7 protein-coding genes, 1 tRNA gene and 4 pseudogenes are annotated in these 14,828 nt (G+C 69.1%); 3 read left to right on the top strand and 9 right to left on the bottom strand.

Annotated elements, in window-relative coordinates:
* Positions 1-108: 108 nt before the first annotated feature.
* On the bottom strand, positions 109-2,286 hold the full coding sequence (locus FU658_RS07795; protein WP_147891557.1) for a bifunctional (p)ppGpp synthetase/guanosine-3',5'-bis(diphosphate) 3'-pyrophosphohydrolase: 2,178 nt from the start codon (positions 2,284-2,286) through the stop codon (positions 109-111).
* An 81-nt stretch (positions 2,287-2,367) separates the two neighbouring features.
* On the opposite strand from FU658_RS07795, the gene FU658_RS07790 reads away from it, so the two are divergent.
* Complete coding sequence (locus FU658_RS07790; protein ID WP_147891556.1) at positions 2,368-2,865, top strand: hypothetical protein; 498 nt, start codon at positions 2,368-2,370, stop codon at positions 2,863-2,865.
* Positions 2,866-2,886: 21 nt separating this feature from the next.
* Here FU658_RS07790 and hrpA read toward each other — a convergent pair.
* Positions 2,887-6,839: pseudogene (gene hrpA / locus FU658_RS07785) on the bottom strand (ATP-dependent RNA helicase HrpA).
* Between the two features lie 98 nt (positions 6,840-6,937).
* On the opposite strand from hrpA, the pseudogene FU658_RS07780 reads away from it, so the two are divergent.
* Together FU658_RS07780 and recQ are read left to right on the top strand one after the other, a co-directional pair.
* A pseudogene (locus FU658_RS07780) lies at positions 6,938-7,417 on the top strand (Dps family protein); the annotation flags it as partial.
* A 140-nt stretch (positions 7,418-7,557) separates the two neighbouring features.
* A pseudogene (gene recQ, locus FU658_RS07775) lies at positions 7,558-9,377 on the top strand (DNA helicase RecQ).
* Positions 9,378-9,417: 40 nt separating this feature from the next.
* Here recQ and FU658_RS07770 read toward each other — a convergent pair.
* From FU658_RS07770 to tolA, 7 genes and pseudogenes are all read right to left on the bottom strand, one after another.
* Positions 9,418-9,493: transfer RNA gene (locus tag FU658_RS07770), tRNA-Lys, on the bottom strand.
* Positions 9,494-9,531: 38 nt separating this feature from the next.
* Positions 9,532-10,195: pseudogene (gene queC / locus FU658_RS07765) on the bottom strand (7-cyano-7-deazaguanine synthase QueC).
* Positions 10,196-10,228: 33 nt separating this feature from the next.
* Positions 10,229-10,915, bottom strand: a complete 687-nt coding sequence (gene queE / locus FU658_RS07760) for a 7-carboxy-7-deazaguanine synthase QueE (protein ID WP_147891554.1) — start codon at positions 10,913-10,915, stop codon at positions 10,229-10,231.
* Positions 10,916-10,987: 72 nt separating this feature from the next.
* Positions 10,988-11,803, bottom strand: coding sequence for a tol-pal system protein YbgF (ybgF, locus tag FU658_RS07755; protein WP_255505481.1), 816 nt, complete (start codon positions 11,801-11,803; stop codon positions 10,988-10,990).
* A 38-nt stretch (positions 11,804-11,841) separates the two neighbouring features.
* Entirely contained in the window at positions 11,842-12,354 is a 513-nt protein-coding gene (pal, locus tag FU658_RS07750) for a peptidoglycan-associated lipoprotein Pal (protein WP_147891552.1), read from the bottom strand.
* A gap of 72 nt (positions 12,355-12,426) precedes the next feature.
* Positions 12,427-13,743, bottom strand: a complete 1,317-nt coding sequence (gene tolB / locus FU658_RS07745) for a Tol-Pal system beta propeller repeat protein TolB (protein ID WP_147891551.1) — start codon at positions 13,741-13,743, stop codon at positions 12,427-12,429.
* Positions 13,744-13,853: 110 nt separating this feature from the next.
* Positions 13,854-14,825: a cell envelope integrity protein TolA gene (gene tolA, locus FU658_RS07740; RefSeq protein ID WP_147891550.1), complete on the bottom strand. Its 972-nt coding sequence runs from the start codon at positions 14,823-14,825 to the stop codon at positions 13,854-13,856.
* Positions 14,826-14,828 lie beyond the last annotated feature (3 nt).

Below are 14,828 nucleotides of genomic sequence, written 5' to 3'. Positions count from 1 at the left end.
GGCGCGGGCTGTAATCCGGTTCGCCGGAGGGGTCCCGCGGCCCGGGTCGATGTCTTCTCATTCCGCTCCACGATCATTTCAACGTGCGCAAAGCATAGCCCGGCACCTTCAGCCGATGCGTTGCGCCGAATAAACGCCCGGCACCGCCACCAGCTTGCCGAGCAGGCCCGAGAGCTGTTCGAAGTCGTCCACCTTCAAGCCAAAGCGGATCTCGACGACGCTCCGGCTGCTGTCGACGCTGGAGTTCACGGAAAGCACGTGCACCCCGGACTGGGCGATCAGCGTGGTCAGGTCCTTGAGCAGCCAACGTCGGTCGGCGCCCACCACCAGGGCATCGACGCCGTAGCTGGTGCCGCCACTGCGCCCCCACTCCACGCTGAGCACGCGCTCGGGATGGCGCGCGGCCAGGCGCTGCAGGCTGGCGCAACCGGCGCGGTGCACGGTCAGCCCACGGCCGCGCGTGAGATAGCCCACGATCGGGTCGCCGGCGACAGGTTGGCAGCACTTCGCCAGCTGGGTCAGCAGGTTGCCCACGCCTTCCACGATGAACTCCGCTCCAGGCCGCGGCGGGCGCACCCGTGCCGCGGCACGCTGCAGCTCCGCATCGACGTCTTCCTCCCGGTGGCGCTCCTGCTCGGCATCGTGCAGCGCGCGGGCGACCTGGGCCGGGCTCACGTCGCCCAGCGCGATGGCCAGGTGCAGTTCCTCGACGCCGGACAGGCGCAGCTTCTCGAGCGCCGGCGAGAGGTCGGACTGGGCCAGCGCCATGCGCTTGAGCTCCTTCTCCAGAAGCTCGCGGCCGGCGTGCAGGTTGCGCTCGCGGTCCAGGCGATGGAACCAGGCGCGGACCTTGTCGCGCGCCCTGGCACTCGCCAGGAAGCCGGAGGAGGCCTGCAGCCAGTCGCGCCGGGGCCTGGCTTCCTTGCCGGTGAGGATCTCCACGCGGGCGCCGCTGCCGGGACGATGGGTCAGGGGCACGATGCGCCCATCGACCTTGGCGCCGATGCAGCGGTGGCCGACCTCGGTATGCACGTAATAGGCGAAGTCCAGCACGGTGCTTCCCTTGGGCAGGTCCACCACCTCGCCGCGCGGCGTCAGCAGGTAGACGCGGTCTTCGACCAGGGCGCTGTCGAGGCTGGCGGCGAGACTCGCGCTGCCCGACCCGGCCTTCTCACCACCGGCATCGTCGGTGGCATCCGCGCCTTCGAGCAATTGCCGCATCCAGGCCACCTTGCGCTGGAAGGAGGCATCCGCGCCATGGCTCCCCCCTTCCTTGTAGCGCCAGTGCGCAGCGACGCCGAGCTCGGCGTGCGCGTGCATCTCGTGGGTGCGGATCTGGATCTCCAGGGTCTTGCCTTCCGGCCCGACGACCGCGGTGTGCAGGGATCGGTAATCATTGCCCTTGGGCTTGGCGATGTAGTCGTCGAACTCGCTGGGGACCGGCGTCCACAGCGAGTGCACCACGCCGAGGGCGGCGTAGCAGCTGGTCAGGTCGGGGACCAGGATGCGTACCGCTCGCACGTCGTAGAGCTCGCTGAACGGGATGTCCTTGCGGCTCATCTTCTTCCAGATGCTGTAGATGTGCTTCGGCCGGCCGGCGACATCGGCCTCGATGCCCGCCTCGGCCAGCGCCTCGGCGATGCGTTGCTTGGATTGCGCGATGAAGGCCTCGCGGTCGGCACGCTTCTCGTCGAGCAGCCGGGCGATGCGGCGGTAGGTGTCGGGCTGCAGGTAGCGGAAGGCGAGGTCCTCGAGCTCCCACTTGAGCTGCCAGATGCCCAGCCGGTTGGCCAGCGGCGCGTGGATATCGGCGCTCAGGCGCGCCATCGCCTCGCGCTCCGCCTCCGGCAGTCCGCCGGCATGGCGCAGGTCGACAAGTTGGCGCGCCAGCAAGACCAGGATCAGCCGAAGGTCCCGGATAAGTGCCAGCAGCAGTCGTCGCAGCCCCTCTGCATTGGCCGTGCCGGTGGCCGCGTCGTGCAGGCCCCACACCTGGCGCGCGTCGTGCAGGCCCTGCAGCAGCGAGTCCAGCGCGGGGAACACCGCCCGCAACGGCGCCACGTCCCCTTCCGACAGCTCGTCGGCCACGGCCGCGGCCAGGACCTCGGTATCGGCATGCAGTTGCCCTAGCAGCTCAAGCACCTCGGCAAGGCGGTCGAGTCGCGGCCCGGGGACCTGCCCCAGCGCCGCCAGCAGGGCCTCGCGCCGCCCTGCATCGAGGCCGGGCGGTCGGGCCTGTTCGAGCCAGGCAGCCGGATTGTCGCGGGCGGTGGGCAGGGAGGCCATCGGGCGGATCGCAGGGGGCGGGTAAAACCGGGAACGTGCTGGGTTTACACTAACGCGAAATCGCCCAATGGAAATGCCCTGATGCGTTCGATACCCCGCGCCCTGCTCGCCTTCTTCTTCCTGCTGCTGCCGCTGGGCCTCGCCCACGCCCAGGAGTTCTCCTCGCTCGAGGAGCGCATGTCCGGCAGCGAGTTCCGGGCCGCCGGACTCGAGAAGCTCAGCGCCGAGGAACTCGAGGCGCTCAATCGCTGGCTGCGTACCCAGATGGGCGCGCACGGCGCCGCCGGCGTCGCAGCCGCCGCACCGGTCGAGCCGGTCGACACGCGTGGCCTGCGCCAGGGCACTGGTTTCGACGAAGACATCATCACCTCGATCCCGGGCAACTTCCGCGGCTGGTCGGGGCGTGGCCAGCGCATCCGTTTCGCCAACGGCCAGGTGTGGGAGACGGTCGACTCGACCTCTCGCCTGACCATCAATGTCGAAGACCCGGCGGTGCGCATCCATTCCGGCATGCTCGGCGCCTGGTACCTCAGCGTGGATGGCTACAACACCCGCGTGCGCGTGCGCCGCATCCAGTAAGTCCCAACGCGCTGCAGCCGCTCAGCGCTGCAGCGCCTTCAGGGCGCGCGTGAGCCGCTTGACCGACACCGGCTCGCGCGTGCCCAGCTCCTGGGCGAACTGCGAGACCCGCAGTTCCTCCAGCTGCCAACGGAAGTGCTCCCAGGCCTCCGCATCGCCCTCTTGCTGGGCCTGCGCCCGGGCCAAGGCGTCGACGAAGGGCTGGATTTCCAGCATCCGCGCCTGGTCTCGGGTCGGATCGCGCGGGATCCGCTCGGCGCGCAGGCCGATGCCGCGGATGTAGCGTGGCAGTTCGGCCAGGCGCTCGGCCGGCGTTTCGCGCAGGAAGCCCGGGTAGACCAGGCCGGACAGCTGCTGCTGCAGGTCGTCGTAGTTGGCGCGCGCGAATCCCATCAGTTCCGGCTCCAGCTTCGTGCGCACCTCCGCGTACACCTCCAGGATCCGCTCGGCCAGCTCCAGCCGCGCCATCGCTTCGCGGAACAGGCCGCGGCCGGCGTCCTGCAATCGCGCCTGGAACACCTCGCGCGAGCGCACATCCTGCAGGTCGCCATCGAGGACGGCCTTGAGGGCGGCATCGACCAGGTCGGCGCCCAGGCCATCGCCCAGCTCGCCGCCGATCGAGAACTCCTGCACCGAGGCGTACATCAGTTCGATCTTCGGCCCCACCGGCAATTGCTTTCGTGCCTGCTTCGCGCGGTCGGCCAGCGCGATTCGCATCAGCCGCCGCACACCGCGCTGATGCGCCTGCCGGGCCTTGTCGGCCTCGGCGAACACCTGCAGCGCCACCGTCTCACCCTGGTCCACCAGCGCCGGATAGGCCTCGAGCCCCGCAGCACCCGGCACCGTGCGAGGCACCGGCGTATCGGGGAACGTGGTCAGGCCCTCGCTGGCCAGCTCGCGGCCGGCGCGCTCTGCAAATGCCCGCTCCGCGAGACCACCCAGGCGCGCACGCAACGCGTCGAGGTCGCGCGACTCCTCCAGCACCCGTCCCTGCTCGTCGAGCACGCGCAGGTTCATCCGCAGGTGCGGCTCCAGCAGCGTCTCGTCGAACTCGCTGGCCGCCAGGGCCGCACCGGTGGCCCTGGACAGGAAGCGCGCCAGCTCGCCGGTGAAGCGGTCGGCCGATGCCGTGGGCCAGGCCTCGTGGAAGGCACGCGCGAAATCCGGGGCCGGCACGAAGTTGCGTCGCAACGCCTTGGGCAGGCCGCGGATGAGCGCCGTGGCCTTGTCCTGCGCGAGCCCTGGCACCAGCCACGACAGTCGCGCCGGATCGAGCGCGTTGAGCAGGTGCAGCGGCACCACCAGGGTGACGCCGTCGTCGGGCGTGCCCGGCTCGAAGCGGTAGTGCAGGCGCAGGCGCTTCTCACCCAGCAGCATGAATTTGGGGAAGCGCTCGGCTTCGCTTCCCTCGCCCGGCAGCAGCTCCGCCAGCGACCATTCCAGCGTCTGGCGGGTCTTGGCATCCAGACCCTTGAACCATTTCTCCAGGCCAACGGCGCTGTTGACTTCGGCCGGCAAGCGGTCGAGGTACCAGGCTGCCTGCCAGTCCTCGTCGGCGACCAGCCCGGCCCGTCGCAACTTGGCCTCCTCCTCGCGCGCGCGTTCGAGCGTGGCCAGGTTGCGCTCGACGAAGGGCAGCCGGCCGTTGACCTCGCCCGGCACCAGGCCCTGGCGCACCATCAGCTCGCGCGCCTCCAGCGGCGCGATCGAGCCGTAATGCACCGGCCGCTTCGGCGCCAGCACCAGTCCGAACAGGCTGATCTGTTCCGAGGCGAGCACTCGGCCCTGCGCGCGCGACCAGTGCGGGTCGTAGTGCTTGCGCGCCAGCAGGTGCGCCAACTCGTCGATCGCCCACTCCGGCTCGATCCGGGCGTTGGTCAGGCCCCATACCTTCTGCGTGTCGAGCAGGGTCGCGCACAGCACCCACGGCGGTGGCTGCTTCGACAGCGACGAACCGGGAAACAGCTGGAATCGGCGGCCACGCGGGCCTTCGTAGAGGTACTTGTCGACCTTGTGCCCGACCTGGGTCGCAGGCCGGTGATCAATGCCCGGTGCAGCGAGGCGTAGCCCACGCGCACGTCCGTGCCCTCCGCGGGCTTGCGTCCCCGTTTGGGCTCCTCGTCGACGGGGATCTGGCTGGGCCCCTCCACCGGCCAGCCCAGCTCGCGACACACCAGCAGCAGTTGCCGGTGCAGCTCGCGCCATTCGCGCATGCGCAGGAATCCGAGGAAATGCCTGCCACACCAGTCGCGCAGCTTCGACTGGGTCAGATCCTCGTGCGCGTGGCGATAGGCATCCCAAAGCTTGAGGATGCCGATGAACTCCGAGCGCGGGTCGTGGAACTCCGCGTGTGCGGTGTCGGCGGCCTGGCGCTGGTCGGCCGGACGCTCGCGCGGGTCCTGGATGCCCAGGAAGCTGGCGATCACCACCATCTCGCGCAGGCAGCCGTGCTGGTTCGCCGCGATCAGCATGCGCGCCAGCTTCGGGTCGATCGGCAGGCGGGCCATCTGCCGGCCCACCGTGGTGAGCCGCTTGTCGCCGTGCGCGCTGCCCAATTCCACCGCGCCGAGCTCGACCAGCTGCTGCCAGCCGTCGGCCACCGCGCGGCCGTCGGGCGGCTCCAGGAACGGGAAGTCCTCGACCCGGCCCAGGCCCAGCGACAGCATCCTCAGGATCACCCCCGAGAGGCTCGAGCGCAGGATCTCGGGGTCGGTGTAGGCCGGGCGCGATTCGAAATCGGCCTCGCCGTAGAGCCGGTAGCACACGCCGGCGGCGACGCGCCCGCATCGCCCCTTGCGCTGGTTCGCACTGGCCTGCGAGATCGGTTCGATATGCAGCCTGTCGAGCTTGCCCCGCGGGCTGTAGCGCTTCACCCGCGCAAAGCCCGGGTCGATGACGTAGCGGATGCCCGGCACGGTCAGCGAGGTCTCGGCGACATTGGTGGCCAGCACGATGCGGCGCTTGCCGCCGGGCTTGAACACGCGGTCCTGGTCGCGTGCACTCAGGCGGGCGTAGAGCGGCAGCACCTCGGTGTGGCGGTACTTGCGCCGTTCCAGCGCCTGGTGGGCGTCGCGGATCTCGCGCTCGCCGGGCAGGAACACCAGGATGTCGCCACGCGGATCCTCGCGGGTGATCTCGTCGGCAGCCGCCACGATCGCATCATTGACCGTGCGCTCGCCTTCGTCCTCGCCCTCGCCTTCCAGCGGCCGGTAACGCACCTCGACCGGATGGCTGCGACCCTCGACCGACACGATAGGCGCATCGGCGAAGTGCCTGGCGAAGCGCTCGGTGTCGATCGTCGCCGAGGTGATGATGATCTTGAGGTCGCGGCGCTTTTGCACCAGCGTCTTGAGATAGCCCAGCAGGAAATCGATGTTGAGGCTGCGCTCGTGCGCCTCGTCGACGATGATCGTGTCGTAGGCCGACAGCCAGCGGTCGGACTGGATCTCGGCCAACAGGATGCCGTCGGTCATGAACTTGATGTGGCTGTCGGCGCCGACCGCCTCGGTGAATCGAACCTGGTAGCCGACCGGACCACCCAGTTCCACGCCCAGCTCCTCGGCCACGCGCCGGGCGACCGAGCGCGCGGCGATGCGGCGCGGCTGGGTGCAGCCGATCAGACCGGCACTGCCGCGTCCGGCGGCCAGGCACAGCTTCGGCAGCTGGGTGGTCTTGCCCGAGCCGGTCTCGCCGGCCAGGACGACCACGGGGTGCTTGCGGATCAGTTCGATGATCGCGTCGGCTTCCCGCGCCACCGGCAGCGACTCGTCCAGCGTGGGGGTCGGTGCGCGCGCGGCACGCTGCTCGCGCGCGGTGATCGAGCGCGCCAGGGCCGCCTCGAACGCCTCGCGCTTCTCCGGTTCGCGGCGCGCTCGCGTGCGCATCCCGATCAGGCGGCCGCGGTCACGGCTCAGCGCCCGGTCGACCGGATCACCGGGTGCATCGGACGGCGGCGGGACGGGGGACTCGGTCATAGACAAAAGCTATCGCAGCGAGCGAAAAGCTCCATTTCACACGATCAAGGGGGAGGCGTAGCTTATAGGTATAGACAACCACCGCACACAAGGAGCGCGCGATGAAGATCGATATAGGCATCAAGGAGAAGGATCGCAAGAAGATCGCCGACGGCCTGTCGCATTTCCTGGCCGACAGCTACACGCTGTACCTGAAGACCCACAACTTCCACTGGAACGTCACCGGTCCGATGTTCAACACGCTGCACACGATGTTCGAGACGCAGTACACCGAGCAGTGGACCGCGCTGGACGAGATCGCCGAGCGCATCCGCGCGCTGGGCTTCAACGCGCCGGGCTCCTACGCGCAGTTCGTCAAGCTCAGCTCGATCAAGGAGGAGCCGGGCGTGCCGGAGGCGCCGGAGTGGAAGGAGATGGTGCGCCAGCTGGTGGTGGGCAACGAGGCGGTGTGCCGCACCGCGCGCGGCGTGCTCAAGACCGCCGACGAGGCCAGCGACGACCCCAGCGTCGACCTCTTGACCCAAAGGCTCCAGACCCACGAGAAGTACGCGTGGATGCTGCGTTCGCTGCTGGAGTGAGTCGCGCGGGAGACCGTCAGCCGATGTGAAGGGCGCGCCGGGAGGCGCGCCTTTTTCGCAGCTGTCGCGGCGCAGATTGCCGACCCTGGAGCCACGCCATCTCCGGTGGCTGCGAGACACCCCTCTGCTACCCTTGCTCCATGTCCGAATCCCCCGTTGCGCTGCTCAGGCGCGTCTTCGGCCATGACGCCTTCCGCGGGCGGCAGGCGGAGATCATCGACACCCTCATCGAAGGCCGCGACTGCCTGGTGCTGATGCCCACCGGCGCCGGCAAGTCCCTGTGCTATCAGGTGCCATCCCTAGTGCGCGAAGGCTGCGGCATCGTCGTGTCGCCACTGATAGCGCTGATGCAGGACCAGGTCGACGCGCTGCTGCAGCTGGGCGTGCGGGCCGCTTGCCTGAACTCCTCGCTCGACGGCAACCAGGCGGCTGCCGTCGAGCGCCAGTTGCTCGATGGCGAGCTCGACCTGCTCTATGTGGCCCCGGAGCGCCTGCTGACCTCTCGCTTCCTGTCGCTGCTCGATCGCAGCCGGGTGGCGCTGTTCGCGATCGACGAGGCCCACTGCGTGTCGCAGTGGGGCCATGATTTCCGGCCCGAGTACCGCCAGCTCGACCTGCTGCACGCGCGCTGGCCCGACGTGCCGCGCATCGCGCTGACTGCCACCGCCGACCCGCCGACCCAGGCCGAGATCGCCGAGCGCCTCGGCCTGCCGATGCACCGAAGTTCGTCACCTCCTTCGACCGGCCCAACATCCGCTACCGCGTGGTGCAAAAGGCCAGCGCCAAGCAGCAGCTGCTGGACTTCCTCGAGGGACACGAGGGCGAGGCCGGCATCGTCTATTGCCTGTCGCGGCGCAAGGTCGACGACACCACCGCCACGCTGCAGGCCCAGGGCATCAAGGCACTGGCCTACCACGCCGGCATGGACGGGGAAACCCGTGCGCGCCACCAGCGGCGCTTCCTGCGCGAGGATGGCGTGGTGATCGTCGCCACGATTGCGTTCGGCATGGGCATCGACAAGCCCGACGTGCGCTTCGTCGCCCACATGGACCTGCCCAAGTCGCTGGAGGGCTACTACCAGGAGACCGGCCGCGCCGGACGCGACGGCGAACCGGCGGAAGCCTGGCTGTGCTACGGCCTGCAGGACGTGGTGCTGCTCAAGCAGATGATCGATGGCGGCGATGCGGGCGAGGAGCGCAAGCGCGTGGAGCACCGCAAGCTCGACACGCTGCTGGGCTACTGCGAATCGACCCGCTGCCGGCGCCAGGTGCTGCTGTCGTGCTTCGGGGAGACCTACCCCGAACCCTGCGGCAACTGCGACACCTGCCTGGAACCCCCGGAAACCTGGGATGCCACCGTCGAGGCGCAGAAGGCGCTGAGCTGCGCCTACCGCACCGGCCAGCGTTTCGGCGCCAGCCACCTGGTCGACGTGCTGCGCGGCGGCAACACCGAGCGCATCCGCGAGCTGCGCCACGACAAGCTGAGCACCTGGGGCATCGGCGAGGACATCGACGCGCGGCAATGGCGCGGCATCTTCCGCCAGCTCGTGGTCGGCGGGCTGCTGGAGGTCGACGCCGACGGCTACGGCAGCCTGCGCCTGACCCAGGCGGCCGGACCGGTACTGCGCGGCGAAGTGCGGCTGGAACTGCGTCGCGAGCCGAAACCCTTGCGCGACCGCAAGCGGGCCTCGGCCCGCGCCACCCAGTCCGCCAGCCCGCTGTGCCCGGAAGACGACGCCCTGTTCCAGCGACTGCGCGCCCTGCGCGCCGAACTGGCCCGCGACCAGAACGTCCCGGCCTATGTGATCTTCCACGACGCCACGCTGCGCCAGATCGCCGAGGTGCGCCCACGCAACGAAACCGAGCTCGCCGGCATCGGCGGGGTCGGTGCGACCAAACTGGAACGCTACGGCGAGTTCTTCATCGACGCGGTGCGCGAGGCGGACTTCGACGCCGCCTGAAACGAAGACACCGCGCAGGGGCGCGGTGTGGAATCTTGAGTGGTGGGCCGTGATGGATTCGAACCATCGACCAGCGGATTAAAAGTCCGATGCTCTACCAACTGAGCTAACGGCCCACGCAGGGCGCGCATTCTACCGCATGGTCGGCGCGACGTCAGCGGTAACGCGTCGGATCGGGCAGCCCGGCCGCAGCGAAACCATCGGCGCGCAGGCGGCAGGCATCGCAATGGCCGCAGGCCAGGCCGTCGGCGTCGGCCTGGTAGCACGACACGGTCTGCGCGAAGTCCACGCCCAGGCGCATGCCCTCGCGTGCGATGTCGGCCTTGGACAGATACTGCAGCGGCGCGCGGATGCGCAGGCCCGCGCCTTCCACGCCGGCCTTTGTCGCCACGTTGGCCAGCCGTTCGAACGCGTCGACGAAGGCGGCGGCAGTCGGGATAACCGGAGTAGTCCACCGCATTGACGCCGCAGAAGATCTCGTTGGCGCCCAGCACCTCTGCCCAGCCCAGCGCGATCGACAGCATGATCGTGTTGCGTGCAGGCACGTAGGTCACCGGAATGCCGTCGCCTCCGTTCTCGGGGACATCGATGTCGGCCGTCAGCGCCGAGCCGCCAATCGAGCGCAGGTCGACGGTGACGGTCTTGTGCTGGATCGCGCCCTGGGCCTTGGCCACGCGGGCCGCCGCTGCCAGTTCCGAGGTGTGGCGCTGGCCGTAGGCCACGCTGAGCGCATGGCATTGGAAGCCCCGCTCACGGGCCATCGCCAGCACGACGGCCGAATCCATGCCGCCGGAGACCAGTACCACTGCCTTGTCCACGCGATGCTCCATCGAATCGTCCAATCGCCGCGCTCAGCGGCCCGGCTCGTCGCCCCACAGCTGCTTGTGCAGCTGCACCTGGAAGCGCACCGGCAGATGGTCGGCCAGGATCCAGTCGGCCAGCTCGCGCGGGGCGACCTGCGCGAAGCTGGGCGAGAACCAGACCGTGCACAGCCGATCCAGGCCGCGCTCGCGCACCTGCTGTACGGCCCATTCGTAATCCTGGCGGCTGCAGATGACGAACTTGACCTGGTCGTGCGCGGTCAGCTGGGCCAGGTTGTCCCACAGGTTGCGTTCGCACTCCCCGGAATCGGGGGTCTTGAGGTCGACGATGCGACTCACGCGGGTGTCGGCGACGGAGATGTCGAGTGCACCCGAGGTTTCCAGCGAAACGACGTAGCCGGCATCGCAGAGGCGACGCAGCAGCACCGCACAGCGCTTCTGCGCCAGGGGCTCGCCGCCGGTCACGCACACGTGGCGCGCGCCATGGCGGGCCACCTCTTCCAATATCGCGTCGATGTCCCACCACTGCCCGCCGTGGAAGGCATAGGCCGTGTCGCAGTAGACGCAGCGCAAGGGGCAGCCGGTCAGGCGCACGAACACGGTGGGCCAGCCTGCGTCGCGGGCCTCGCCCTGCAGCGACAGGAAGATCTCGGTCAGCTTCAGGCGCGACGAGGCGTCGGCTTCGGCTTCGGGGGCGGTGTCGATGTCAGTGGCCATGGCGGCTTCCGGCTTGCGCCCCGGGGGCGCATGCCGGCCCCGTGGGCCGGCGCGGTATCGGTGTCTACCGCCTCAGCGGTTTTCCAGCATCAGCGCGCGCAACCGGCCCTGGGCCAGGCGGGCCACGGTGGTGTCCGGGTAGCGCTGGACGACCTGGTTGAGCGTGGCCTGGGCCGCGTCGAAGTCGCGAAGCTCGTACTGGCAATAGCCAAGCTTCAGCAACGCATCGGGGGCCTTGGCCGAATCGGGATGGCGCCGCAGCAGCGACTCGAAAGCCTCCATGGCCAGTTCGAAGTTCTGCGTGACGTAGTAGCTCTCGCCCAGCCAATACCAGGCATTGGACGCGTACTGTCCGTCCGGGTAGGCCTCGATGAAGGACTGGAAGCGCCGGGCGGACTCCGCGTAGCGGCCGTCCTTGAGCGCATCGAAACCGGCCTCGTAGGCGGCGCGTTCATCGGCCGGGTCGCCCGCCGGAGCGGCGCCCAGGTCGGTTTCCTCGCCTGCGATGTCCACTTGCCTGCCAACCTGTGGCGACGGCGCCTGGGACGGACGGCCCAGTGCGGGCGCTTCCATCGGCAGCTCGTCCCCACCCTCCTGCGCGCCCATTCCACCAGCGGACGGCACGCCGCCCTGCAGGCGTTCGATGCGGCTGTCGAGGTCGATGTACTGGTCGCGATTGCGACGCTGCATTTCCTGCAGCTCGAACTGCAGTTGCTCGACCTGTCCGCGCATCATCGCGAGCTCGGCCTGCAACTCATTGATTCGGTTGAGCGTTTCGAGCGCCTGCTGGCGATCGCCAGGCTGGTTGGCCTGCTGCTCGAGTTGCGCCACACGCTCAGCGAGCGTGGCCCTTTGCGCCTGGACCGGAGCGGTGGCCACGAGGGCCACCGCTACGACCACGGCGTTGACTACGCCGATACGTATCATCAACGGGCGGTGTAGATGATCTCGACGCGACGGTTCTGCGACCAGCAGCTCTCGGCCGACTGGGTGCAGGTCGGACGCTCTTCACCGTAGCTCACGGTGGTCAGCTGGCCAGCGCTGCCGCCGGCAGCCTGCAGCGCGTCACGCACCGAGTTGGAACGACGCTCGCCCAGGCCGAGGTTGTACTCGCGGCTGCCACGCTCGTCGGTGTGGCCTTCCAGGGTGATGCGGGCCGAGGAACGGTCACGCAGGTACTTGGCGTGGCAGTTCATGATCTGCTGGAACTCCGAGCGCACGTTGTCGCGGTCGAAATCGAAGTAGACCACGCGCTGGCGCAGGCAGGAGTCGGAATCCAGATCGGACGGCTGGAAACGGCCGTCGGTCGGGGCAGTGGGGGTGGTCGTAGCCGGCGGCGGCGGAGTCGGCGCCGGGGCTTCTTCCTGGACCTGGCGCGTACAGGCGGCCAGGGCAACGCTGAAAGCAGCTGCCATCAAAAGGCGATGGGAAATCTTCATTTTTGTAATCCTCGAGGTTGTCCGGATGCAGTAACAGCATGTTGCGACTGGAATGATAGCCCGTCCTTACTTTCAACGCTGCCGATAAGGCGACCAGGCGGGCTCCCGGACGTCGCCATCGGCCAAAACGAGGCGCTGCCGCACCCGGCCATCGGCCGAGACTGCGTAGAGCACCCCACGCCCCGCTTCACGCGTGGCGTAAATGACCATGCTTGCATTCGGAGCGAAGCTGGGCGACTCATCCAGGTTGCCGGGAGACAGTGTCTGCCAGCGCCCGGAACCCCCGAGACTGCGGTCCAAGATTGCAATACGATAAACATTTCCTCCGCCCTGCGCCACGGCAATCTTGTTGCCGTCGTAGGAGATGCTGGGGCGCGAGTTGGACTCCCCCGAGAACGTCACCCGGGTGGCTTCGCCACCAGCGGCCGGCACCATGTAGGTCTGCGGCTTGCCGCCACGGTCGGAGGTGAAATAAAGGCTGCGCCCATCGTGCGACCAGGCCGCCTCGGTGTCGATCGCCCAATGGTTGGTGATCTGGGTGAGGTTCTTGGTGGCCAGGTCCATCACGTAGATCTCGGGGTTGCCCGAGCGCGACAGGGTCATGGCCAGGCGGGTGCCGTCCGGGCTCCAGGCCGGCGCGCCGTTGATGCCGCGGAAGCCGGCCACGACTTCACGGGCACCGGTGGCGATCTCGTGCACATAGATCGTGGAGTTGCCGCGCTCGAAGCTGACATAGGCCAGGCGACGACCGTCCGGGCTCCAGGACGGCGACATCAGCGGCTCGCGCGAGCGCACCACCGGCTGCGGGTTGTGGCCGTCGGCGTCGGCCACCATCAGCGCGTAGCGGATGCCGTCGCCGGTGCCGGTGGCGGTCACGTAGGCGATGCGGGTCCAGAACGCGCCGGGCACGCCGAGGATCGCCTCGTAGATGTGGTCGGAAATCTGGTGGGAGACATCGCGCATGCCCTGTGGCCGGCCGGCGAGCGCCAGCCCCTCGACCCGCTCCTGGCGGGCGACGTCGAACACTTCGAACTCGGTGCGGTAGCCGCCATCGGGGTTGTCGAGGATGCGACCGACGACCACGTACTCCTGGCGAAGCAGGCGCCAGGTGGCGAAGTTGATGTCGGAGCCGCGCTGCGGCCGCTCGACGATGTCGCCCTCGGGCAGCGTGCGGAACTGGCCGGAGCGGTTGAGGTTGGCGCGGATCACCGCGGCCACGTCGGTGTCCGGTGCGGCGGACGTGCCCACGTACTCGAACGGCACGACGGCGATCGGCATCGCCGCCGCCTGGCCATCGACGATGTCGATCTCGAGCCCCTGCGCACGGATTTCCTGCGCGGCGAACGGCAACGCCAGCATGAACACGATCAGTTTGAACATGGATTTCATGTCGGATGGATCCTCACGGGTTCGAGTCGGGCCGGGCGCGTCACGCCTAAAGGCGCCAGCCCCGTCACATTAAACAATGGTTTGTTAACAACAGCCCAAGCGCGGGGAACTCATTGCTCAGGGGCCCGGAAGCGGAAGTTCAGGCGCGGGCTGAACACCGACTCGAAGCCGGTGTACGGCAGGGGTTGGGCCTGCAGCACCGCGTTCTCCACCGAGCGCCGCCCTATCGCGTCGAATGGGCAGTCACGCCCCACCTCGACGCTGATCACCTCGCCACCCGGAATCTGCCGGATGTCGAGCGTGCATACCGTGCCGGGCGGGATCGTTTCCGGCCGGCGCCAGTGGCGCTGCACGGCCTGCTGGATCGCCACGCGGTAGGCAGCCTGCAAGGACTCGTCGGTGCCACCCTCGCCCGCCCGCTGGGTTCCCTGCTGCGGTTGCGGCGTCGGCGTGGCCGCCGGCCGCTCGCGGTCGGCGATCTGCTGCAGCCGCTCGGTCTCCATCTGGGTCTGCCGCTCGGCCGCCTCGCGCTGGCGTCGCACGTCGGCCAGGCGCTGCTCGATCTCGCGCTGCTCGCGGGCCAGCCGCTCGCGGCGCTCGGCCTCTTCCTGCTGGCGCTGCCGCTCGGTCAGGTCGATCTGTTCCTGGCGCCGGCGCTCCTCCTGCTCGCGAACGCGCTGGGCCTCGGCTTCCGCCGCCTGTTGCTGCTGGATGCGCTCCTGCTCGCGTGTGTCCGGAAGCGGGGGCGGCTGCTGGGGTTCCGGCTGTGGCTGCTCCTGCGCTTCCTGCGGCCGCGGCTCAGGCTCGGGCTGCGGCGGTGGCGCGGCCGGCGGTTCGGGCTCGGGGCTGCGGCGGCGGGGGGCGGCGCCTCGGGCTGCGGGGGCCGGCTGCTCGGGCATCGGCTGGGGCGCCCAGGTCACCCCGGTCATGTCCACCAGCACCGCGTCGATGATCGGCCCGGCCGCCGGCTCGGGCGCCGCGGTACGCGTCCACCACACGCCGCCGACCATGATCAGCACGCAAAGCAGGTGCAGGCCGATCGAGAAGACCAGCGCGCGGATTTTGTCGGCGGTGGTTTCCATCCG

The organism is Alkalisalibacterium limincola, from assembly GCF_008017755.1.
In the GTDB taxonomy this organism is placed as follows: Bacteria; Pseudomonadota; Gammaproteobacteria; order Xanthomonadales; family Xanthomonadaceae; genus Alkalisalibacterium; species Alkalisalibacterium limincola.
This window is presented reverse-complemented; position numbering and strand designations above follow the sequence as displayed.